Origin of the sequence: Ktedonobacter racemifer DSM 44963 (assembly GCF_000178855.1) — a bacterium.
GTDB classification, from domain to species: Bacteria; Chloroflexota; Ktedonobacteria; order Ktedonobacterales; family Ktedonobacteraceae; genus Ktedonobacter; species Ktedonobacter racemifer.
Genome location: NZ_ADVG01000002.1, coordinates 2,301,682 through 2,323,618, shown reverse-complemented (window position 1 = coordinate 2,323,618; position 21,937 = coordinate 2,301,682). Strand labels below are relative to the sequence as shown.

Annotated in this window: 19 protein-coding genes; 8 read left to right on the top strand and 11 right to left on the bottom strand. The window is 54.8% G+C overall.

The window, feature by feature from the left end; all coding sequences use genetic code 11:
• Window positions 1–4: 4 nt before the first annotated feature.
• A complete protein-coding gene (locus tag KRAC_RS26330; RefSeq protein WP_007912475.1) occupies window positions 5–1,741 on the bottom strand; it encodes an ATP-binding protein in 1,737 nt (578 codons plus the stop codon).
• An 18-nt stretch (window positions 1,742–1,759) separates the two neighbouring features.
• On the bottom strand, window positions 1,760–2,464 hold the full coding sequence (locus KRAC_RS62525) for a DUF8166 family protein (protein WP_007912473.1): 705 nt from the start codon (window positions 2,462–2,464) through the stop codon (window positions 1,760–1,762).
• Between the two features lie 474 nt (window positions 2,465–2,938).
• On the opposite strand from KRAC_RS62525, the gene KRAC_RS62520 reads away from it, so the two are divergent.
• Window positions 2,939–3,325, top strand: coding sequence for an ArsR/SmtB family transcription factor (locus KRAC_RS62520; RefSeq protein WP_007912472.1), 387 nt, complete (start codon window positions 2,939–2,941; stop codon window positions 3,323–3,325).
• Window positions 3,326–3,377: 52 nt separating this feature from the next.
• On the opposite strand, the gene KRAC_RS26315 is transcribed toward KRAC_RS62520, so the two are convergent.
• Complete coding sequence (locus KRAC_RS26315; RefSeq protein WP_007912470.1) at window positions 3,378–3,782, bottom strand: response regulator; 405 nt, start codon at window positions 3,780–3,782, stop codon at window positions 3,378–3,380.
• Window positions 3,783–4,015: 233 nt separating this feature from the next.
• Here KRAC_RS26315 and KRAC_RS26310 point away from each other — a divergent pair, with 233 nt between their 5' ends.
• From KRAC_RS26310 to KRAC_RS26295, 4 genes are all read left to right on the top strand, one after another.
• Complete coding sequence (locus KRAC_RS26310; RefSeq protein ID WP_007912468.1) at window positions 4,016–4,531, top strand: GNAT family N-acetyltransferase; 516 nt, start codon at window positions 4,016–4,018, stop codon at window positions 4,529–4,531.
• 173 nt (window positions 4,532–4,704) lie between these two features.
• Window positions 4,705–5,322, top strand: coding sequence for a superoxide dismutase (locus tag KRAC_RS26305; RefSeq protein WP_007912466.1), 618 nt, complete (start codon window positions 4,705–4,707; stop codon window positions 5,320–5,322).
• 197 nt (window positions 5,323–5,519) lie between these two features.
• Window positions 5,520–6,737 carry a glycosyltransferase family 9 protein gene (locus KRAC_RS26300; protein ID WP_007912464.1) on the top strand — a complete coding sequence of 406 codons (1,218 nt, stop codon included), beginning with the start codon at window positions 5,520–5,522 and terminating at the stop codon, window positions 6,735–6,737.
• Between the two features lie 262 nt (window positions 6,738–6,999).
• Entirely contained in the window at window positions 7,000–8,601 is a 1,602-nt protein-coding gene (locus KRAC_RS26295) for a DUF4129 domain-containing protein (RefSeq protein ID WP_007912462.1), read from the top strand.
• Between the two features lie 82 nt (window positions 8,602–8,683).
• On the opposite strand, the gene recF is transcribed toward KRAC_RS26295, so the two are convergent.
• The 6 genes from recF to KRAC_RS26265 all read right to left on the bottom strand — a co-directional run bounded on the left by recF (window position 8,684) and on the right by KRAC_RS26265 (window position 15,188).
• Window positions 8,684–9,889, bottom strand: coding sequence for a DNA replication/repair protein RecF (gene recF, locus KRAC_RS26290; protein WP_007912460.1), 1,206 nt, complete (start codon window positions 9,887–9,889; stop codon window positions 8,684–8,686).
• A 130-nt stretch (window positions 9,890–10,019) separates the two neighbouring features.
• Complete coding sequence (gene dnaN / locus KRAC_RS26285) at window positions 10,020–11,159, bottom strand: DNA polymerase III subunit beta (RefSeq protein WP_007912458.1); 1,140 nt, start codon at window positions 11,157–11,159, stop codon at window positions 10,020–10,022.
• Window positions 11,160–11,395: 236 nt separating this feature from the next.
• Window positions 11,396–12,235 carry a hypothetical protein gene (locus KRAC_RS26280; protein ID WP_007912456.1) on the bottom strand — a complete coding sequence of 280 codons (840 nt, stop codon included), beginning with the start codon at window positions 12,233–12,235 and terminating at the stop codon, window positions 11,396–11,398.
• 18 nt (window positions 12,236–12,253) lie between these two features.
• A complete protein-coding gene (locus tag KRAC_RS26275) occupies window positions 12,254–13,387 on the bottom strand; it encodes a MerR family transcriptional regulator (protein ID WP_007912452.1) in 1,134 nt (377 codons plus the stop codon).
• A 264-nt stretch (window positions 13,388–13,651) separates the two neighbouring features.
• Window positions 13,652–14,743 carry a hypothetical protein gene (locus tag KRAC_RS26270; protein WP_211221319.1) on the bottom strand — a complete coding sequence of 364 codons (1,092 nt, stop codon included), beginning with the start codon at window positions 14,741–14,743 and terminating at the stop codon, window positions 13,652–13,654.
• Window positions 14,744–14,837: 94 nt separating this feature from the next.
• Window positions 14,838–15,188: a hypothetical protein gene (locus tag KRAC_RS26265; RefSeq protein WP_040444174.1), complete on the bottom strand. Its 351-nt coding sequence runs from the start codon at window positions 15,186–15,188 to the stop codon at window positions 14,838–14,840.
• A 484-nt stretch (window positions 15,189–15,672) separates the two neighbouring features.
• On the opposite strand from KRAC_RS26265, the gene rplU reads away from it, so the two are divergent.
• Window positions 15,673–16,200 carry a 50S ribosomal protein L21 gene (gene rplU / locus KRAC_RS66530; RefSeq protein WP_007912447.1) on the top strand — a complete coding sequence of 176 codons (528 nt, stop codon included), beginning with the start codon at window positions 15,673–15,675 and terminating at the stop codon, window positions 16,198–16,200.
• Window positions 16,201–16,206: 6 nt separating this feature from the next.
• On the top strand, window positions 16,207–16,527 hold the full coding sequence (gene rpmA, locus KRAC_RS26255) for a 50S ribosomal protein L27 (protein WP_007912446.1): 321 nt from the start codon (window positions 16,207–16,209) through the stop codon (window positions 16,525–16,527).
• Window positions 16,528–16,597: 70 nt separating this feature from the next.
• Here rpmA and KRAC_RS26250 read toward each other — a convergent pair whose 3' ends face one another.
• Entirely contained in the window at window positions 16,598–18,154 is a 1,557-nt protein-coding gene (locus KRAC_RS26250) for a hypothetical protein (protein ID WP_007912445.1), read from the bottom strand.
• A 13-nt stretch (window positions 18,155–18,167) separates the two neighbouring features.
• Window positions 18,168–19,676 carry a hypothetical protein gene (locus KRAC_RS26245; RefSeq protein WP_007912444.1) on the bottom strand — a complete coding sequence of 503 codons (1,509 nt, stop codon included), beginning with the start codon at window positions 19,674–19,676 and terminating at the stop codon, window positions 18,168–18,170.
• Between the two features lie 524 nt (window positions 19,677–20,200).
• Between KRAC_RS26245 and purH the strand changes: the two genes are divergently transcribed.
• Window positions 20,201–21,784: a bifunctional phosphoribosylaminoimidazolecarboxamide formyltransferase/IMP cyclohydrolase gene (gene purH / locus KRAC_RS26240; RefSeq protein WP_007912443.1), complete on the top strand. Its 1,584-nt coding sequence runs from the start codon at window positions 20,201–20,203 to the stop codon at window positions 21,782–21,784.
• The last annotated feature ends 153 nt before the right edge of the window (window positions 21,785–21,937 follow it).

The window sequence follows — 21,937 nt, the reverse complement described above, 5'->3', positions numbered from 1 at the left end:
GTACCTACCTCATTATATTGAAGCCACGGTTTCCATTGAGGGGCGCCTCATCGCGTCGACGCTGCTCCTGGTTTTCCGGGCTGAAGTACTTCTGCCAGAGATCGGGTGCATCTTTACTCTCGCCACCGTGGGGGGTATGGCGTGTGCGCACGCGACAGATGACGGGAGTGTTGACCGCCGCGCCCGCGACGATAACCTGGCCCTTAGAGAGCGCGGGCAGATTGTCCAGCAGGTCGCGCCCAACGCCCTCGATGGCGGCGCCAACGCTTTTCTGGTCGATCTCGTTGACAATACGCATGATGCACTGGGTCTGGCACTGGCTCAACACGTCGGCATCCAGTTTGCCCGGACGCTGGCTGATCAGGCCTACGCCGATACCAAACTTACGTCCTTCGGCCAGCACCTGCTTGAGAATCGAGGTCGAGACGACCTCCGCGCCGCCTGGCGCGAAGTGATGGGCCTCTTCCAGCAAAACGAAGACCGGGTAAGGGAGGTAGAACTCGCCTGAATGGACCTTGCCGCGCTCGGTATCCATACGCGCCTTATTCAGGCGGCGCAGCAACGTCGCGACGATGACCTGCTGGTCGCGCTCATCGATTTCATTGAGCTGAAGGACGGTACACTGTCCAGGCTTGAAGATCTCACGCAGATCCAGGTGTTGAGTATCATCGAAGGTAAAGCTATGCTCAAATTGCTGCTCAATACGCCAATTAAGTGCGTGGACCGTGCTTGAATCGTCGGCTCCCTCGCTATCATCATCTGTCTTCTGCTTGGAGACGTTCTTGATGGCCTGTTTGAGGTCGGCTACGCCCCAGGGGGTATCGCCCTTGCGCTCGCGTACTTTGCGCATCGCGCGGCTCAGGAGATATTGCTGCTTCTCCGTCATCTCGGGGAGTAGGGCGCGCATATCACCCATGGTCAGCGTCGAGATACGGACCTTGACCTGCTCAGGCTTGTAGACGCGCACGCCGGGGCGATAGCCTTGATGGCGTCCATCTCCTGGCTCGCTAAAATGGGCGACGTTGGCGATCTCGTCGAGGGTGCTATATTCGCCGTGAGGATCGATAATCAGCACGCAGGCCTTATTATGCGGCTGCATCAGCTCTTCGATGACCACACTGGCGAGATAGCTCTTACCCGCGCCCGTGCTGGCAATGATCGCCAGGTGAGTACTGACCACATCTTTGACCGAGAGCACGATGGGAACCGTGCCAGGCGCACGGGTCAACAGTGAGCCAATCGTCGCGGAGCCAAACTGTTTATCTTTCTTGCGGCTCAGGATATCGGCGAGCATCTCGTCGTCGGCCAGGTAGATCTGTTTCCCTGACTGTGGGGGAATCCAGGGATTGATAAACGAGCCGGTTAGGGGATCATAGTAACCCATGATGGCCACATGCAGCTCAAACAGCTCGTTGGTACGCGTATTGTAGCCTACCATGGCCGCCACCTGGGCGGGCGGAATTTCTGGCTCGCCTAGAAAGGTGTCGGGATAGAGCTGGAGCGGGACGCGTTTGATGATACGACCCAGGACGCGCCGTGTGTGCAGGCGGGAACTGCCATCGGCTCCCGGCATTTCTGGCTCAAACAGCTCGTAGTAAACGTATTCGCCGTTTTTGAGCACCTGCTCATCGTCACGCGAGACAAAGGTGTATTCGTGATTGCTCTCACCAGGCCCCTTGGTGATACCGACAGGTTTACGGATAGGCGAGAGCGCGGTAGCGCTTGCAAAAGCATCGAGCATGGTAGAAAGGAACCTCCGTTATCCTGTGGTTTCAACCTTGAGTCGCCAGGCAAAGTTACGCTTAACGATAGAGAGCAGCGCCAGGTTTTGCGGGAAGAGGCGCTCTAACTGGTCAATGATGCGCAGTGTGACCATAGGCAGGAGGCTATTGCGCTGCGAAATAATATGCGGTACGTAGCCCATGTGGAGATAGGCCTGGGACCCGTTGGGATTGCCGGGATCGTTGGGATCACTGAAGAAGTGGAAGGCGCGCACCTCCTCATCGCTCATGGTCTCGATCTCGCTTCCCAGCTCCAGCGAGAGCAGGGGGACACCGTGCATCGTGGAGAGCACATGATTCTCGCCCAGCTCATCGCGCTGCTGCTCCATCATACCCAGAATCATAATATAGATAAGTACCGCTTTTTCAGAGATATAGTCAGGCGAGAAGAGCTCAACCTGGGTCTCATTGGAGAGGCGGGGGCCGAGCGAGCCAAAGGCGGGATTGAGGAGAATCGTGTCGTAGATCACGCCGACCGCGTATGTGGTCGGCTCCAGGTTGCGCCCCAACGCTACGTCAAGCGGGTCCGGCTCATCGCCCTGTCCGGAGCGGACAGCGACACGCACAAAGCGGCCAAAGGCGTAGTCAGCTGGTCCGGGCTCGACTTCGACTTCGCGTGGGCCATATACCTGGCAGACATAGTTAATATGGGAGTCAGATTTCACGATCTTCCCGATAATCATCTTAGAACCTCAAAATACTTCCCGGGTTGCAATAGAAACGCTTGTGAATGTCTCTCTGTGTTTCAGGATGAAGCTTTTAGAACAAATGGTTTGGCGGCATTATAACACAAAGTCGCCTCGTGCGATACAGGCATTTAAGACTTGTGCTATATGCTGCCTGGAGTGGCTTTTTAAGCCATTTAGATCAGTAAAAACAGTGCTGGAAGAAGAAGTCTTTTGCAAATTTTAGCTTACATGGAAACATTATTTAAAATTTGCGTTATCCATAATTGCTATGTTCTAGGTGTGGAACTGGTGGCGTAAAGTTTGGTGATAACGACGTTTTTCTCTGCAAGACCTTGTAAGAACTCTAGAAAGGTGTATTCAAAAAAGGGCGTTTTGCGTTGATGAGGAGAAACATCATATAATGTGACAACTGTTCAGGTAAGTTTCTACATTTGACCGGGCAAAATCATAAGCTGGAGAGGACACGTTATGGCAAGCGAGCAAGCCACTGTAAGTGCCAATCACAGTAAATTACCTGTACGTGAGGCAGAAGTAGAGCAGTATATCGATCGATTTTTAGATACAGTCTGTGATACCAGGCGGCGTGCCATTGTGGAGTTGTTGGCCATTTCTTCTATAGAGGAGGAAACACCTATTCTAGAAATGCGCTCGGGAGATATCGCCAGGGCTATTGGCTTATCGGCGGCGACCACCTCGGAGCACCTGCGCCAGTTAGCACAAACGGGCCTGCTGACCTCGCGCCGCCAGGGAAACACAGTCTACTATAGTTTATGTAACCATAAACTTGTGCAGGCCTTTCGTGATTTGTTAGAAGCCCTCGACACCGATTATCGGAACGCAGGTCCACAATCCTGATAGACAACCTTTTGCCCTGCCGGCCACTTAAGTACGGCAAGCTTATGGGCAGTTATTCCAGGAGTTGTTCAATCGCCTGGAGAAATTCATCCAGATCGATGGGTTTATTCATACCCAGGATTTGGCGATTGGCAAGCTCCTTTTGTGGCAGGCGCGCGCTCATCATAATGGCGGGAACAGTAACGAGTGCTGGCATCGCATGCAGGCGATCATAGAGTTCAATGCCATTCATACGTGGTAAGTGATAATCCAGGATGAAGAGGCTGGGCTTGATACCTTCTATCGTTTTGAGTGCCTCAAAGCCATTCTGCACAAAGACGGCAAAGTATGATGTCTCCTGAGAAATGGCCTGGACGAGGACCTCGCCGATGTTTACATCGTCCTCAACAATAAGAATGGCTTGAAGGCTATTATGGTCTCCTGATAAGTAGTGCTCTAAATCCTTTTGCTGAGCCATAGGTTGCTCCAACTAATCTTTCTTGTCGTATACGTTTTTGACTCTGCAATTTCGGCCACAGACGAAATATGAATTCGCCCTTGACTATACCACGTTTTATCCTTCAAGAACAGAGATAGACATGTGATATCGAGGCTCGCCTTGGTAAGGAATACCTGGTGGTGGGCTGAGCCAGCCCACCACCAGGTATTCCTTACCAAGGCGAGCTTGTGAGTCGAGTAGGAGGATCATGAATGAATTTTGATATACATCCATTGACGCGCGAGGATGTGCAAGAATTGCGAACCTGGCGCTATGAAGAGCCGTACACGATTTACAGCCTGGGCGATGAGTCACTAGAAGCCCTCCAGGCAGAGATGTTAGATCTACGTAGCCCATACTTCGGGGTACGCAACGACGAGGGAGAACTGGTTGGCTTTTTCAATATTGGCACCTCGGCCCTGGTCTGGGACGCGGGCGAGCCAGGGATCTTTCTCGATGCCACACGCCAGGCGAGTGCCCTTGGCCTGGGATTGCGACCTGACCTGACGGGGAGAGGACTGGGGCAGGCCTTTGTCGAGGCTGCTCTGGCGTTTATACGCGAGCAATATGCGCCACAAGAGGTATGGTTGTATGTCCTGGCCTGGAACGAGCGTGCTCTGCGCGTCTATGAGCGCATTGGTTTTCAACGCGTGCGCACCTTCACGCAAGAGAATCGCTATGGCAGGCGCGATTTTGTGGAGATGCGCCGGGATGAGCGACCTTTATGAGTGAGACGATGGGAGGATGGTGAACGTGCTAGAAGAACAGGGGAAGAGCCAGGGATGATTGATGGATATGGCCGCTATAGCGTTATGCCCGACTCAGTATACTGGAAGTGATCAGATACTTATGTCTGTGCTTACTCGTCCCGAAAATATTTCCCTGTGTGAAGGAGAGTCTTATGGCATTTGAGCTTCCACCACTTCCCTACGACTATAAAGCGCTTGAACCCTATATTGATACGCAGACCATGCAACTGCACCATGACAAGCATCACGCGACCTATGTCACTAATTTGAACAACGCCTTGCAAGGTCACGAGTTCGCCAATCTCCCCGTTGACGAGGTGCTGCGCCGCATTAACGAGGTGCCGGAAAGTGCTCGTACAGCCGTGCGCAACAATGGCGGTGGTCATAGCAACCATACGATGTTCTGGCAAATTATGGGACCCAATGCTGGTGGTCAGCCAACAGGTGAGATCGCGAACGCAATCAACGCCAAGTTTGGTTCCTTTGATAACTTTAAGAACGCCTTCAATGACGCGGGCGCCAAGCGTTTTGGCTCTGGCTGGGCGTGGCTGGTGATCGACCGTAACGGAAATCTGGAGGTCATCTCGACCGCCAACCAGGATAGCCCGCTTATGGAGAGCCTCTTCCCGGTGATGGGCAACGACGTCTGGGAACACGCCTATTATCTGAAGTACCAGAATCGCCGCCCCGAGTACCTCAATGCCTGGTGGAATGTGGTGAACTGGAACGAGGTCAATAAGCGCTATGCGCAGGCCCGTGGGGCGAAATAGTTCTCATTTTCTAGAAAAAGCAGCCCATGCCTATGCAGGCATGGGCTGCTTTTTCTAGAAAATGGAAATAGGGGTATGGTGTCTGTTTGCCTGCCTGGCGGAGCCCGCCAGGCAGGCAAACAGACACCATACCCCTAGTATGACCCTGGGCGTTATGTTATCATGAATAAACAGTTATTTTTTTCAGGGAGCAGGTGATGGAGCAGGCGTACGATCTGGCTTTTTTGCATGAGTGGGGGGTACAACAAGAACGTGAGGCGAGGGCCGAGGAGCAGCACCTGCTCCGGCAGGTGAACGAGCTTGTGCGCGAGGCAGATGTCGTCGTGGTGCGCCTGGGGGGGAAGGCGGGTCGCCTGGGCGAGAGCGTTGTGGCGACTGCGCTGCTAGAGGGGATCTTCCAGGCGTTGCAGCACCTGGGGAAAGCTGGCACCGCGGTTGAGGTCATCATAGATGAAGGTGTATCGACCCTCTTTAAAGAGCAGCTCTATCAGCAGGCATACTGGCCCACGATTACCTTCTCTGAGGCCATGTCCGGCGAGGATATATTTACGCGCAGGTTGGAGCGTGCCAGGGGCGTGACGGTCCTGGGCATTGACCTGCATGGCGGTCACGATGGTATGCCTGCGTTAATGGTGCAGGAGGTTGAAGAACATGGGGCTACGCGCAGAATTGCCACGCTTGCCAGGCTTTTTCGCGTGGGCGTACGTAGCTATGCGGGGCATGGGGTTGAGCGGCGCTACGCCGATTTTATCGAGGACCTCTTGCATCTGTCACGTGGAACGTTGCCAGGAGAGCAGGTGCAGCCTTGTATCCGCCTGGGCGCTGCCGATGATGCGCGCTATACTCGCCTGGCACGCAAGCTTCACCTTCAAGATGAGGCGCTACGCATTGTGTGTTTCTTTCAGTCTGTGGTGATTGCCAAGTGTTACTGTCGCTGGGATGAGGTCCTGGAGCGTTTCTCTCGGGAAGTGGCCCGGCGCTCTCCTGGGCAGAAGATAGAGTTTCTCATTCTCTGTGGCCCCGATGAACTCCATCCTGAAGGGCTACGCGTGGCGGATATGCAGGAAGACTTTGGCACATTTCGTGGTATGAACAACAACGCGAATGTGCTGGTCCATGCCACGGAGACGCTGCGCGACCTGGCGCTGCTTACCCGGCATGCGCACATGGTCTTCTCTAACGACACGGGGCCAGGGCATATCGCGGGCGCGCTCCAGATCCCGACAATTACGCCTTACCTGCCGGGTACAATCTATTCCATGGCTATCTGGGCCTCCAGTCCCTGGCACTGGGGCGTCACCCTGGAGCCTAATCCCTTTAGTTATCAACAGGTAGAAGCAGCTATCCTCTGGGATAGAACAACGATTATTGATAGCATTCCGCCCGAGAAGCTGGTCCAGGCGGCGCTACAATAGTTACGTATGGATATGAGGCTCTGGTAAGCGAGAAAAGGCAAGATATCCACATTTAGCGCAGTTTGTCCACAAAAAATGTGGATAACTGGTGCATAAAATGCAAGACTTGTAGCCGTTTAGTCATGTAACGCGAAGATATATACTATGAAGGTGTAGCTGAAGGAGTGGTTACCAGGCATTGTTAGCAGATGTATCTGTGAGATCTCGCACCCTGAGAGCGTAATAGGAGCATCAGCCAAATTATGAGGAAGGGTAGCAGCCCATGAAATCTGTTCCTGAACCCTCTCACGGCGCCAGTCAGACGCGAAGGACACGCGAACGAGGACTTGAGCGCCTGGAAGAGGAGAATGAAAGCGTTGAGGAGCTGAGCCTGGGCGAGCGGTTTGTGCCGTTCGTCTTTGCCGCGATGGAGGCTTGCTGGATATATGCTATAGTTCTGGTGGTTGCGGTAGTAGGTATAGGCGGGCATATACCGTTGTTGCCGCTTTGGGGGCTGTATGTGCCTCTGGCGGTGGGTGTCTGGTTTGCCCAGGCACAGAGCGTTCAGGCTGGCGAGGAGAAATCTGAAGCCTCATTGCTTGAGAATACGCCCGTACGCGTGGGTAGCATGGTGGTCCTGGCCTTGCTGGTGATCTGGGGAAGTGGATACGCGGGGACTTTTCCCCTCTACGCTGTGAATTGGATTCTGGTGGCTCTCAATGATATTTTATTGCTTAAGCCTGAAGGGTTCCACACGGTTTTTGTGCTGGCCATAAGCGCGTTTCTCTTCTGGCGCGGCGTGGTGATTACCAGCCGACGTGTTGAGCCGGGTGATGTGATGAAATCATTGCAGATCGGCCTGGGCGTGATTGTGCTGGCGCTCTTACTTTCTAGCGCTTCAGGTGGCGCGGCGGGTGTTCCTCTCCTGTTCCTGATGATTGTGCTCTTCCTCTCATTTTCGCTCATCGCGCATTCACTGGCGCAGGCCTCGTTCTTACGTCTGAGCCATACGCGTGGGCTGCAAGGAAGTATTGCGGGTCAGGAGCGCTCAATTTTTAGCGTGGTGGGCCTGATCTGCCTGGTGATGATGTTTCTTGGCCTGATCCTGGTCGGATTTGTCAGCACGGCATTTCTGGCTGAGGTCCAGGGCCCCCTGAGTGCGATCTTTGATGTGATTGCAAACATCTTAGCAACCATCGCTGTTGTTCTGGTCTCGCCGTTGTTCTGGTTATTGAATGCGCTGCATCTCCAGACCGGGGCGCCGACATTGAACCAGCACAAAACTCCCCAGCAGCCTCCAACGACGCGTCACGCGCAACCTTCTCCCAGTATTTCGCCCTATGTCTTTACTCTGGATGCATTCCTTATCCTGGCGATTGTCGTCCTGCTAGTGGTACTGGTGTGGTTTATCTGGCGCAGGATCAGTCAGCGCGGGGGAATGGTCACAAGAAGGCGTAAGGCCTTGCGTGATGAGCGTGAGAGCATCTGGTCCTGGGAGCTCTTTGTGCGCCAGGCGCTCTTATTCTTGCGCCAGCTCTGGCGGCGCTTCTTTCCACGCAAGGAGGAGCCTGCGACCGGGGCGGTTCAGGCCAGGGAAGAGATCCAGGGCGAACCCGCTGTGCGTACCATTCGCGAGATTTATCGCGCGCTTCTGCAATGGGCGGACCAGCGTGGTGTGCGGCGCCAGCAGGAGGAGACCCCAGTTGAGTTTGGGCGGCGGCTCTCGACCCGACTGGCAGACGGCGAGCAGGAGCTACAGGTGGTGACCGATGCCTACCTGCTCACGCGCTACGGCGGCTATATCCCCGATGAGCAGATGCTTGGCCAGGTGCAGCAAGAGTGGCAGGTCTTCCGCCAGAAAGCCAACACCGTGTCAGAGGGGTAAAAATAAAAGCAGTGTAGCGTGGCGCGGAACCTGGCCAGGTTCCGCGCCACGCTACACTGCTTTTGGTCACTATGTTCTTAAGTTATGTCAGGGGGCCAGTGGGGAGGGTGATATTGCCGTGCTGAACGTGGTAGATGTGGGCCTTCTGCGCGATCTCAGGCGGGAAGCTCTCAAGGTCGGTCGCGGTAAGCAGCACCTGCTGGTGGCTCAGCACCTCCTGGAGGAGATACTGGCGGCGTACCGCATCCAGCTCGCTAAAGACATCATCGAGCAGCAGCACAGGCTCATCGCCTGTATTGCTGCGCATAAAGGCTAGCTCCGCCAGCTTGGTGGAGAGGGCTGCGGTACGCTGTTGCCCACGCGAGCCATATGAGAGCATATTGACGCCATTAACCAGGAACTCGAGGTCATCGCGGTGGGGCCCGAGGAGGCAGACGCCTTGCATCGTCTCCTTGCGGCGTATGGCCTGTAGCTGTTGCTGGTAGTGTTTTTGGGCCTCAGGCAGAGATAACGACTCATCAACGCTAAAAGAGGGGCGATAGATAATCTCCAGCCGTTCGCGTCCTCCGCTGATGGCTTGCTGTAAGGGATTGGCCAGCTGGTTAATGCTGGTGAGCATGTGGTGGCGCTCATGCATAATCTGGTTGGCGAGCTGAGTAAGCTGGTCATCCAGGTAGTCAATGAGGCGTGGATCCTCTTGATGATCGCGAATGCGTTTGAGCAGGGCCGAGCGCTGGGTGACCACCTTGCGGTAGCGGACAAGCGCCTGGCAGTAGTGGGGGCTGACCTGGCAGAGGGCGCGATCAAAGAAGCGGCGGCGCTCCTCAGGCGAGCCATCAACCAGGTGTAGATCAACGGGCGCGAAGAGCACTACCTTCATCTGCCCAATAATATCTATCGTGCGCCGGGGAACACCATTGAGCTTATAGCGTTTGCGCGGCGTATTGGCGGGGAGATCAAGCCCACGTGAGGTTTGCTGAGATGTGTCATCCTGGGAAAAGGTTGGAGGAGTAGGATCAAAGACGCTGATCTCAATCTGAGCGTCATCCTCATGACGAGAGACGCGTCCTTGCAGATGTGCGACATGATCAGGAGCCTGCCAATTGACTACCTCACGATCACTGGAGGCGTGAAAGGATGTCGCGGTAGCGAGCATACTAACCGCTTCGAGTAGATTCGTCTTCCCCTGGGCGTTCTCTCCACAGAAGAAGAAAAGCCCTGGCCCTAGAGTTAAGTCTAGATGCTTATAGTTGCGAAAGTATTCAAGCGTGAGGTGAGTGAGATACATGCACCTGTCCATGAAGTTATGCTTAGCCGATGAACAGCAATTTTGCCTGCATAGCTGAGGGGCATGGAAGATCATCCAGGCCCCTCACGCATTCGTATCGCGCTCATTGGGAGAGCTGCTACGAGCAGGTTTAGCGATTGGTGCTCATTGGCATGATGATATAGGTGTAGTCGGCGGGACCAACCGGTTTGACGACGCCCGGGCGAGCCGCTGACGTAATTTCGAGCGCGACCTCGGGGGTACCAACGACGCCCAGGACATCCGAGAGATATTTGACATTGAAAATGATCTCTTGTTCGGGTCCATCGACGGCGGCGTTGATGGTGCTGACGTTGCTACCAATATCTTCGGCGGTCGCTTCAATAGTGAGTGTGCCCGTCTCATTGCCGTCCTCGGAGCCGCTATTCACTTTAACGCGCGCGATATTCGAGCTATCGCGTGCAAAGGGGGTGACAGTCTTGACGGCGGCGGAGAACTCCTTGGTCTCGACGACGGCGCGGGTCGTATGTTCTTTCGGGATGATGCCCCGGAAATTGGGGAAGGTACCCTCGATCAAGCGCGAGACCAGGTCGACGTTATCGGTGTGGAAGAGCACCTGGCTACGGTTGGGGGTTACGATCATCTGCACGCTTCCCTCATTGGGCAGGATGCGTGCCAACTCGGTCAGAGTGCGCGCGGGAATCAGAATGGTATCCGCGAGCAAGTCTCCACCAGGCATGGGGGCGGACATAACCGCGAGGCGGAAGGCATCGGCGGCGGCGAAGGTCAGCTTCTCATTGGTCGTCTCCACATGAACGCCAGTGAGCACGGGACGGGTATCGTCGTCGGCGGCAGCAAAGGCCACGTACTCGATCATTTCTTTGAGCTGGTGGGCATCAAGCGCGATAGGGGTCTCGCTTCCCTCGGCGCTCGGGATGAGCGGAAACTCAGAGGGGTCCATACCCTTGATGGTCGCGTTACTGCCCTGACCCTTGATACTCATCGTATGGGACTCATCCGCGACTGAGAGCTCGACCTGGCTTGGGCGCAGGCTGCTGACGAGATCGGAGATGGTCTTGGCGGGAACGGTCGTGGAACCTTCTTCCTGCACCTCGGCATCGATCCAGCAATTGATACCGATCTCCAGGTTGGTGGCCGAGAGCTTCAGGCGACCATGATCGGTAGTAAGTAAAATATTAGCAAGGATGGGGAGTGTGCTACGGCTTGAGACGGCATGACTGACCGTAGAGAGGCCACGACTCAAGTCTTGTTGTTTGCATATAATCTTCACGGACAAATTTCCTCCAGACACAACCAGAACGCATAGAATTTCCAGCTTAGTATAGCCTATTCCATCGGTGAGGACAAGGCGTCATAGCTTGTAGCTCCCCTCCTCCAGGCTGCTGTAATGTGCGTATATGCTCTTTCCCCTATTCTTATTCAAGAGGGAAGAAACGGTTATTATAGTTGTAAGCTAATGTGGCGCATGGCTGTCTCCGGCAGCCATGCGCCACATTAGCTTACAGTTTAAAAGGAGAGGTGGCCCTCTTTCTGGCGGAGGAGGAGAAGCACGAATTGGTAGAGCGCGAAAAGTTCCAGGCCAAAGGGGAGGTAGCCGATATAACCGAGCAGGGGCATTTCGAAAATCTTCCAGAACTCGATATAGGGAATGGTGTAGTACCACTTGGGGAGCGAGAAGTAGTTCCACATCTCCCAGAAGAAGCCACAGATCAGCGTGCCCAGGGGCAGGACGATGAAATGCCAGTCGCCCACCGCCAGGTGAGCCAGCGTTGACTTGCGCCCAAACCAGTTATTAACCGGATCGAGCAGTAATGCCAGGCAGAGCCAGATGAGACCGAAATAGTATTGCGGCCAGAGGATGGGCAGCACGAGGCAGAGCAGTCCCAGGGCTTCAACGCCTAGCAGCAGTGGGAGCGGCAGGCGCGGACCCGTTTGGTCAGCGAGCAGGCGTGGATGAAACGGCTTGAAGCTGCTTAGAAGCTCGGTTGTTTCCATTACAGCGGGGAGGACGGTGCTAAAATTTAAGCTAGCGATCAAGAAATATGCCAGCGGAGTATAGGGCTGATCCAGGCGATAATGCCAGTTCTGCACGAAATTGTTAAACCACTCGAAGATCCACCAGAAGAGGCTGGAGACCAGAAAGAGGAGGGGAAAGCGTTTCCCCATCCTATGGAGTAGCGAGCTTCCTTTGCGCGCACGGTTCAGCGCGTCAAGCGTCAAAATATAGCCCAGCCAGAGCGGAAAGAAGCTATAGCGATAGAATGGCTCCACGCGAAGCCAGGAGCAAGCCCAGGCCATGAAACAGAGAGCCAGGGCAACCTTACCATAAAATGGGAAGCGTCTCATATGCAGGCCTTTTTCTGTCTATGCGATCCCCTGTTGTGTATAGAGTGTCTGAATTTGTTTTACGACTTCTTTCATATTACCATGAATATAGACACCTGGAATATCCTGAGCGATATTGGGATATTCGAGGAAGGCCTGTCCGCCGAAGATAAAGCGCGGTCGAGGCGAGGGCAGCTTCTGAATTTGTTGTGCCAGGGAGAGCAGATCTGGGAGGTGCGAGGGGATGGTCAGGGAGATGCAGACCAGCGCCGGGCATAGCTGTTGTATGGAACCGATTAACCCCTCACTCTCGATGCTCTGGCCCAGGTATGCCACGCGCACATTTTGCAGGCGCAAGACCAGTGCCAGCATCAGAGCGGCAAGCTCATGGGCTTCTCCCGGAGCGCAGCTAATCATGACGAGGGGCATGTGCATTGGACGAGGCGCCATATGGAACAAATTGGTAAGCAGGGCGCGGAAGAAATTGCTGGCGAAGTGTTCAAGGGTGACCGTAATCTTATGATTCTCCCAGAGTTCACCAATTTTCCAGAGCGTAGGTGTAATTAAATCTGCGCACACCTGTTCGACAGGATAGGTAATTAAGAGAGACGTGAGTACCATATGAGCTTCTGTGTCGTCCAGGTTACGGAAAGCGGTCAGCAGGCGCTCCTGGGCAAGGAGCAGAATTTCTTCTGGTAGCTGAGGTAGGGTCTCACGAGGAAAAGGAAGTGGCTCTGGGGCGCTTACTTCCTGTTCAGGAAATTCATCTTGTTGCGCACGTAGTTGCTGCTCCAGTCCACGTGGAAGGGTAAATGCCTGGAGACCAGCGACTGTGAAGACATGAGGGCTGTGGAGGGGTGACGCGGCATCGACTTGTTTGGACGGATGTTGCTTGCGAACCTTGTCCAGGCGCTCAAAAAAGTTAATAGCCTCGCTAATACTCATGCCATTGTCGATGCGCTCTTTTAGCCAGCGCAACAACACCACATCGCGTTCTGAATAGAGGCGATAGTCGTTTTCGGCACGTTTGGGAGTCAGGAAGTGATAGCGTCGCTCCCAGATGCGCAACGTATTAGCGCGGATGCCAGTGATCTGTTCGACCACTTTGGTGTGATAGACCGGCTCGCCTGAATATTTTTCCAGGTCTGGACAAGCGTTAAAGCCCTCATACATAGTTACTTCGTGTCTCCTCCATATGATCAAAGATAGATGTATAGCAAAGAACGGATAATTTTCTCCCTACATTCCTCCTCTATTAGGGACATACTGAGAGACCTATTTCAGGTAGTGTTTAGATTTTTTGCTGGTATGTGAAGCTATTTGGCATAGTATAACACGGTCTTTTCCTAGCAAAAAGGGCTATGCTTTGTTTTAAGACTCGTCGCAGGCGCGAAAAAAGAACTTTTTGAGAGCATAGTGCTTGACACGGGGTGTGACTCAAGTTTTTGCAAAAGGCTTTGGACGGCAAGCCGGAGAACGCTTCCAGGGATGATGGGATGAAGGACGCGAGGTTCCAGCAATCATGGCAGGAGGCTCGGGAGGAAGGAGAGGAACATATGGGGGCACGGGCGCTGGCGTGAGCCGAGTTGGGTTGGGAAGCACTGAAGCCACCTCTTGTCGTTGCGTCGTGCGTTGACGGTGTTGAGAAAGCCGACGTCGACGCTGCTGACTTGCCGTCTGCCACGTTTCCAACCAGCGCTGATTGCACACGCCATTGCGTAAAGCGAGCATGGGATTCACATTGGCTCGCTTCCAGCGCATCCCTGTGCCCTTGAGGCGTGCTTCGACCACCACCTTGTTCGCGCTCTCCACCATCCCTGAGCCAATGGGCCAGCCAGCCTGCTGAAAGGTTGGATACTGCATCAAGGCCTGCCGCTTGCGCAAATATTCCAGATGCTCACGAACGGTGCCCTGTTGCGCTTCGTCCTTAGGCAAGCGCTCGGCCATGCGCAACAAGGGCGAGGGGCCGCGATGTTTGAGCACATGCAGACACCGTTCAAGCATGTGCTCCGGAAAGGTTCGCCCGCCCGCCCCAAGCCCTTCTACCAATTGGCTCAGGTGCTCAGCCGCATGGGGAAAATCCAGGATCCGCACTGCGTCCCCTCGATGAATATCGACCAGGGTTTGCAGCCACTCCGCTCCATCCATCACCGCACCCACCGCTTTGGCCTGGATCACGTGCCGGCGGCGCGTTTCGACTTCTGCCAACTCGGTAAAGTGGGCTGCATCCGTCAGGCGAGAGAAATATGAGAGCTCACCGACGTGGACTTTCTCAGGAGAGGTGGGGCCAGTGGGAACCTCCCCAATGGCCAAGGTGCGAACTTCTGCCCATTCGCCCCCGGTCAAAGGGACCATTGCTCCATCTGCACTGATCACCAGGCAAGAGTCGTTCTCTCGCCCATCGTCTTCTTCTTTCCACGGCTGGTGTGCTTCGGCGGTTTGTTGTTCCTCAACCTGGTGACCAACGTCTTCGCAGAGCCGTCGAGCCGTTTCGGGACTGACATGTACTGCGAGAAGCTCTCGGAGCATGCGACTCGCGTGCCGAAACGGCATCCAACTGCCTAACTGGACGAGATGGCTTTGTTGACGAGGGGCCAAGGTACCAGGAAGTAAGGCCAATTCCTCATCGAGGGGGAAAAAAGCTCTCCCCACAGTGGGGGCACGTTCCATAGGTACGCAGCAGGGTCACGCTCTCTCCCCCATTGCCTTGTACGGTCCGTGCATGTTGGCCTCGTGCTTGCAGTGGTACCTGACACCTGGAGCATCTTGGGGCTTCTTCCCCCATGTCCTTTCCCCAGGCTCGGCTGCTGCTCTCCTGGGCTGCGTCCTGGAGCAGTTGTGCTTCTAACTGCATCATGCGTCGATGCACCTCATCTTCGATTTCCACAAACGTTGCTTTGGGGTGGGCTTTGCGCCATTCTTTGACATCTGTAAGGATCTTTTCGCTCTTGCTCAGCCATTCTTCGCGCTGCATGGCTCCATCTTCCTGCTTCCTCTTGGTGATGCCACGATCTTACCTGCTTTCCTTGTTCCTGTCTATCCCTTTGCAAAAACTTGAGTCACACCCCTTGACACGTGGGTAGCGGCACTGCTATCATATGCTTGCATAGCTGCGCCCACACTATGGGACCGTATACTCAAATCGTCTACGGGTCAGGTTACAAGACCGTGGATTTTTTCGTGTGTTTGCCTGTAGTTGTTGAGACCAGGAATGGTCATTGCCCGCGTATGTCGGTATATCATCGAGTAAGCCTGCGTATCTGGCATTGTTTCCTCGCCGTGTGCCGCTGGGGTGCAGCAAGATAGACGGATGAGTTGTTAGAAGCGGAACTGTGAGGATGGCCTCCATCCACGCCTCCCACGTATCCCTCTCATCACACGCGGGTTTTGTAGTCGCGTCATTCTTAGCCGAGGCTGTTTGGGCGCGACGAAAGTTTTGCAAGGAGAAAATTGAAGAGATGTTTGCCGTAATCAAAAGTGGTGGACGACAGTACAAAGTCACTGTCGGCGATAAGCTCGAAGTGAACCGCCTCCCCCATGAGGATGGGAAGCAGATTGAGATCGGCGAGGTATTGCTGGTCTCCGATGCCGACACTGCTCTCGTGGGTGCGCCTTTTGTTGAGGGCGCGAAGGTCCTGGCCACCGTCGTTGGTCAGAAGCGCGGTGAGAAGCTAATCGTCTTCAAGTACAAGTCCAAGAAACGCTATCGCCATCGCCGTGGTCATCGCCAGGAATTGACTGTTCTGAGCATTGATGACATTATCTCGAAGGGCAAGAGCCTGGTCTCTGGCGAAGAGCCAAAGGCAGAGGCAGCTCCCGCTAAGGCGAAAAAAGAGACCACACCCACTAAGGCGAAAAAAGGGACCGCTCCCGCTGAAGAGGTCAAGAGTGAGACTCAGACCGCTGTTGCGGAGCAGCCCGTTGAGGAGAAAAAGCCTCGTCGCCGTTCAAGCAAGAAGGCTCAAGAAAGCAGCACAGAGGAGTAAAATCTCATGGCACATAAGAAAGGTATGGGTAGCTCGCGCAACGGTCGCGATAGCAAACCTAAGATGCTTGGTGTCAAGCGCTTTGATGGTCAGTTGGTGAGCGCTGGTAGCATTATCGTGCGCCAGCGTGGTACCAAGATTCGCCCCGGCAACAATGTCGGTCTGGGTCGTGATCATACCATCTACGCTCTGATCGATGGTTATGTCAAATTTGGCCACTACTCAAGCGATCGTCGCAATGTCAGCATTGTGACCGAGTTCCCCGATCGCCCCTCCATTGCGGAACTGCTTGGAGAGGTTGAGGAGCCAGTCGCTGCTGAAGCCTAAGCAAAAATAAACACACAAAAAGAGAGAGGCGGATCACATGATTCGCCTCTCTCTTTTTGTAGTCTAGCGTCTACTGACCAGGAGTAGGTGTGGCACCTGCGCTATCGGCAGGAGGCGTGGGCTGAGGGGTGCCATTCCCGGCGTTAGGAGTAGGCGTGGCACCCGCGTTATCGGCTGGGGGTGTAGGTTGAGCGTTACCGTTGGCAGGCGTGGGGGCGGCACCTGCTGTGCTGGTGGGTGCCGCGGGCTGAGTAGGCGCTGCGCCATTCTGCCCACCATTGTTGTTAAGATTGATAGTGGCGCTGATAGTGACGCCGTTGCCGTCAGTCTGTGTCTGGATGGGGCTACTCATATTGAGTAGACTCTGGCAGTTGAGACCACCGTCGGCCCCCCAGGTGGTGTTGAAGCGCTGGGCCATAAAGGTAAAGAGATTGCTAGCCACGTCTGGCATTGGTGAGGCCTTCTGTTGAAGCACATTCATCAGATTTTGCAGGCGTGGCGGTTGGATATTGAGCAGATTGATGCAATACTGTTTGGTGCTTGCGCCCCGATCGGCGTTGAGCACAAACGGCTGATCCACGCCCAGGCGGTAGAGATTGAGTTTGGCCAGGCTGTTTTTCCCGTTATTCAGCACCATGGGGTCGCCCACTGGAATGATGGCCGCAGGTTGAGCCTGTTGCTTGGCTGCCTGTAGCTCGTTGAGCGGCAAGGCGGGAGCCATCTGACCAGGAGCCGCCAGGTCGGGAGCCATCCAGGATGTACAGCCCAGGGCGCCGTCCAGGGCAACTGAGACCAGGCGATTATCGCTGGCGTTAACGAGGGTCTGTGCGCCCTGCAACTGGCCTGCATTGGCCGGGTTCATCTGCGCGGTCTGGCCATTGGCGTTGGCCAGGTACACGCTGGTCACGTTATCGCTCTGATCCTGGTCGACAACAAAGAAGTCGCGCACGGTGGGGCAGGGCTGGCCATCGCTACCCTGGCCGATGGGTGGAACCACAAGTTTGCCCTGCCTGATCGCCTGGTTGGCCGCGCCGAAGAAGGTGGGCGCGTTACAGTAGGCGAACTGGCCAAAGGGATTATTGAACAGGCCATTGACGCACCGTCCCTGGCGCAAGGAGTTTCCCTGGCCCTTGAGAGTCAGGACATCGCCATTATAGCCAAACCAGAGACCCACGATGGCATTCTGGGGTAGCGTCGGTACGGCTGGCGCGACGGCGGGTTGTGTACCCGCATCGACGACCAGGGGATTGTAAATTGAGATCTTGCCTGTAGCCGGGTCAAAAACGGCCCCTTGCACGAAGGCGGCTTGATCCGCGTTGGCCTCGTTACAGGGACCCGCGTTGGGATCGGTGGCTTGTAACTGGTAGGGAGTAGCCAGGCCCTGCGCGCTGAGGGGATTGGCGGGTACAGTAAGGGTACAGTTGGCATTGGCCGCCGCGGCGTGGGTGCCTATGCGCTTCTGACCAAAGAATAGGAAGGCTCCAGCCAGGAGCGTGAGCAGCAAGAGCGCGATACTCACAAAGATCACTGGCCTAAGTCCTGACTTCTTTCGTCTCTGAAGCGGCTCCAGAGGGCCACTTGAACCGGAATCTGGTTGCTTTATGTCGGGTTTTGGAAGTGTTTGCATATTAGCTCCTCTCTTACTTGTCATCCTTCCCCTGTCCGGGCTGTGGACAGTTGATGAGGACGCGACGGGTTTTGTTATCCATAGCGAAGGTACAGGTGACACCGTTGATGGTGGTGGTTCCCTGGCAGCCAGAGATAAGGACACCGTTGACGGAGCAATCCATTGGCATTGTCAGTTTGATGCCCTGGATCGTGGCGTTGATGGTAACGCCATTGGCATCTTGTTTGAGTGTGATCGGCGTGTCAGTATTGAGCAGGCCCTTGCAATTGAGGCCGCCATCGGTCCCCCAGGTAGTATTAAAGCGCTGGGCCAGGAAGGTAAAGAGGTTATTGGCTGCGCCCGTATCGGGAGAGGCCTGGTGAATCGTAAAGCGCGCATCGGTCAGCATGCGCTGGGGGCCTGCCGCGAGCAGACTTGTACAGTAGAGACGTGTACTGGCCTCGTCGGCTCGCTTGATCATCGGCTGATCAACTCCAAGGCGATACAGGTTGAGTTTCTGCATATTGGGCTTATCGTTGTGTAGCACCATAGGATCCCCATTGGGAATAACGGCTACTGGCGCCGCCTGGTCCGCCGCAGCCATCAACTCGTTGAGAGGTAGAGCAGTTGTCATTTGTCCCGGATCGGCCAGGTTGGGCATCACCCAGGGTTTACACCCCAGTGCATTGTCCAGGCCCACTGAGACAAGCCGATTATCGCTGGCATTGGCAATGAGCTGTGCCCCCTGGAGTTTAAGGGCATTGGCCTGGTTCATCTGCGCGACTTTGCCATCATTTGTCGTCAAGTAAGTGGTCGTGACGTTATCGCTCTGATCCTGGTCCACGACTGAGAAGTCGCGTACCGTCGGGCAGGGAAGCCCGTCGCGGCCCCGGCCCAGCGCTGGAACTTTTAGTTTGCCCTGCTTGATAGCCTGGTTTGCTCCCTCGAAGAAGGCGGGCGCGTTACAGTAGGCATACTGACCAAAGGGATCGTCAGGCAGGCCATTAACACACTTGCCTTGCTGGAGGGCATCTCCATTCCCTTTCAGCGTTAAGGTGCCAGCATTAAAGCCAAACCAGAGGCCAACGACCGCGTTTGCGGGGAGTTGTGGCACGACCGGGGCAATGGCTGGTTTATTGCCTTTATCCACTACCAGGGGATCGTAGATAGAAATTTGGCCCGTTGCTGGATCAAAGACTGCGCCTTCGACAAAGGCCGACTGTCCTGCATTGGCTTCGTGGCAGGGACCTTGCTTGGGATCAGTAGCGACAAGTTGATATGGTGTGGCAAGTCCCTTTGCGCTTAAAGGATTTTGTGGCACGATAAGCGCGCAATTAGGATTGTCCCCGGCGGCATGGGAGCCGAGGCGCGGTTGCAACACGAGATAGGTTCCTGCCCCGAGTGTCAGCACGAGACAGAGGACAAGTGTAATAAGTAGCCATGGCGCGATACGCTTAGGTGATGTTGGGCGAGGTAGTGGTCCGCTAGCTGCGGGCTTGTCCTCTCTCGGCTTCGTCTTATGAGACCGGTCAAGTGTTTGCATACGTTTGGTGTGGCCCTTTCTCTCTCTGGTAGCTATCACAATACATGCAGCGGTGTGGCTGCGTTTAGCACTATGCCAGGCAAAGACTCGCGCGACTTGTATCTACAAACGGTCAGACGTATAAGCGTTTGTACAACTTTCAAGGTGGCATGGGTATGACCCTTTGGCGTGGATGGTACCCTCCTTGGATTTTTTGAATGATACGTCTCTATATATCAATTTATGCACCAGTGTAGGCGTGTGCTGGAACAGTTTAAAATAATGTGATGTGTTCTGGCATGTTGCAGAACTCTACTGTTCTGTTAGGGATATTACCATGCTTCTTTTGGTATTCCCTCTACATACAAGGTGTTTTAGTTGTAAAGTACTAAAAGCTGGTTAAGATAAATTTCATGTTTTGCCACTTTTAATGAACGTTTTGAAATGTTATAGTTCTTCTCTGCTGATCCCTGCGAGTAGACTATACTGAGAGAGTGAGATCTAGACGTTTGAATGCGCATCATAAAGCCTGAAAGGATAGCTGGATGAGGGCATTGATAAGCGTAGCAAATCGTGAGGGACTTCCCAGGCTGGCTCAAGAGCTAGAGAGCCTGCATGTCTCTCTCTTCTCCACCAGGGATACATTAAAGGCTCTGCAAGCGGCTGGTGTCACGGCGACGCCAGTAGAGGAGCTAACCGGGTTCCCTGACATTCTTGAGGGGCGTGTCAAGCTGCTTCACCCCGCTTTGTTAGGGGCGGTGCTGGCCCGGCGGGACCGTCCCCGGCACGAAGAAGATTTGCGTGTCCACCACATCGAACCGGTAGATGTCGTGGTGGTAAACTTTCCTCCATTTCTAACTGAGGAGGAGACCCCGCTGGCGGACGCCATGGAGCAGCTAGATATAGGTGGAGAGACACTACTGCGCGCCGCCGCCAGTAATTTTGAGGATGTCCTGGTATTGATACGTCCTGAGGATTATGTGCCTGTGCTTCAGGAATGGCGTGAACAGGGAGAGGTGAGCCTGGAGACGAGACGCAGGCTGGCTGCGATTGCTTTTTACTATCTGGCAAGCTACGACAGCGCGCTTGCAAGCTACTTGCACACCAGCTCAGATGAGCTCTTTCCCAGTATCGTCACTATGTCTGCGCAGCGGGTGCGCAATTTACGCTATGGGGAGAACCCGCATCAGCAGGCGGCTCTCTATCGCTGGCCTTCGTCCCACAAGCCAGGCCATGTCCGGGGAGAAGCTACGCTTGCCAGGGCGGAAATACTCCAGGGAGGCGAGCTATCATACAACAATATGCTGGACCTGGATACTGCTTTGGAGGCGGCACGAGCCTTTACCGTGCCAGCCGTCGCGATCATCAAACATACCAATCCCTGTGGCCTGGCCTGTGGAGATAGCCTGCTTGATGCCTACCAGCAAGCACACGCTGGCGATCCTATTTCGGCCAGCGGAGGGATTGTAGGCTGTAATCGCGAGGTCGATGGGGATACCGCGCACGAACTGAGCCAGCTCTTTTTTGAAGCCGTGCTCGCGCCGGCTTTTAGCCGTGAGGCACGGTCTATCCTGCGCGCGAAGCCGGAGATGCGCCTACTCGCTACGCGCGCCCCCCTGGAGCCACGTAAGCGCGCGACTCATAGCCTGAAACTCGATCACCGGCCAGCGCACCCCTTAGATGTACGCTCAATTAGTGGGGGACTCCTCTTGCAGACGCCGGATTTGTTTGGCGAACAAGAGGTAGAATACACCGTTGTGACTGAGCGCGATCCCAACCTGGAGGAGGTCACTGATTTGATGTTTGCCTGGAAGGCGGTACGCCTGGTGAAATCAAACGCTATTGTGCTAGCCCATAAGCTGGCCTTAATTGGTGTTGGCGCGGGCCAGATGAATCGCCTGGCAAGCGTACAGCTAGCGCTGGAAAAGGCTGGAAGTCGTGCTCGGGGTTCGGTACTTGCCGCCGATGCCTACTTCCCCTTCGCCGACGCGGTGGAGGCTGCGGCCCGTGCGGGTATTACCGCCATTATTCAGCCAGGAGGAGCGGCGCGCGACGACGATGTCATCCAGGCAGCCAACAGCTATGCCATCGCGATGGTCTTTACAGGAAAGAGACACTATCGCCACTAGCAGCTAAAATGTACAGGTCTTTTCCTGTGGCACTCGCTTTGCCAACCCTTTTGGGTAACTGTGCTACTAGCTATGCCAATCCTTCGGTGTAAGGGTGATGTGGCTGGAAAACTGGGCATAGCCAGTTTTCCAGCCACATCACCCTTACACCTT

Excerpts from the sequence above, each read along its gene's own strand:
- KRAC_RS26300 (WP_007912464.1), top strand. The coding sequence starts at position 5,520 with ATGGAGCAGGCGTACGATCTGGCTTTTTTGCATGAGTGGGGGGTACAA.
- KRAC_RS26330 (WP_007912475.1), bottom strand. The coding sequence starts at position 1,741 with ATGCTCGATGCTTTTGCAAGCGCTACCGCGCTCTCGCCTATCCGTAAA.
- KRAC_RS26305 (WP_007912466.1), top strand. The coding sequence starts at position 4,705 with ATGGCATTTGAGCTTCCACCACTTCCCTACGACTATAAAGCGCTTGAA.
- KRAC_RS26315 (WP_007912470.1), bottom strand. The coding sequence starts at position 3,782 with ATGGCTCAGCAAAAGGATTTAGAGCACTACTTATCAGGAGACCATAAT.
- KRAC_RS26275 (WP_007912452.1), bottom strand. The coding sequence starts at position 13,387 with ATGTATGAGGGCTTTAACGCTTGTCCAGACCTGGAAAAATATTCAGGC.
- KRAC_RS26310 (WP_007912468.1), top strand. The coding sequence starts at position 4,016 with ATGAATTTTGATATACATCCATTGACGCGCGAGGATGTGCAAGAATTG.
- KRAC_RS26250 (WP_007912445.1), bottom strand. The coding sequence starts at position 18,154 with ATGCAAACACTTCCAAAACCCGACATAAAGCAACCAGATTCCGGTTCA.
- rpmA (WP_007912446.1), top strand. The coding sequence starts at position 16,207 with ATGGCACATAAGAAAGGTATGGGTAGCTCGCGCAACGGTCGCGATAGC.
- KRAC_RS26280 (WP_007912456.1), bottom strand. The coding sequence starts at position 12,235 with ATGAGACGCTTCCCATTTTATGGTAAGGTTGCCCTGGCTCTCTGTTTC.
- rplU (WP_007912447.1), top strand. The coding sequence starts at position 15,673 with ATGTTTGCCGTAATCAAAAGTGGTGGACGACAGTACAAAGTCACTGTC.
- purH (WP_007912443.1), top strand. The coding sequence starts at position 20,201 with ATGAGGGCATTGATAAGCGTAGCAAATCGTGAGGGACTTCCCAGGCTG.
- KRAC_RS26245 (WP_007912444.1), bottom strand. The coding sequence starts at position 19,676 with ATGCAAACACTTGACCGGTCTCATAAGACGAAGCCGAGAGAGGACAAG.
- KRAC_RS62525 (WP_007912473.1), bottom strand. The coding sequence starts at position 2,464 with ATGATTATCGGGAAGATCGTGAAATCTGACTCCCATATTAACTATGTC.
- KRAC_RS26270 (WP_211221319.1), bottom strand. The coding sequence starts at position 14,743 with ATGCTCCGAGAGCTTCTCGCAGTACATGTCAGTCCCGAAACGGCTCGA.
- KRAC_RS62520 (WP_007912472.1), top strand. The coding sequence starts at position 2,939 with ATGGCAAGCGAGCAAGCCACTGTAAGTGCCAATCACAGTAAATTACCT.
- KRAC_RS26265 (WP_040444174.1), bottom strand. The coding sequence starts at position 15,188 with ATGCAGCGCGAAGAATGGCTGAGCAAGAGCGAAAAGATCCTTACAGAT.
- KRAC_RS26295 (WP_007912462.1), top strand. The coding sequence starts at position 7,000 with ATGAAATCTGTTCCTGAACCCTCTCACGGCGCCAGTCAGACGCGAAGG.
- recF (WP_007912460.1), bottom strand. The coding sequence starts at position 9,889 with ATGTATCTCACTCACCTCACGCTTGAATACTTTCGCAACTATAAGCAT.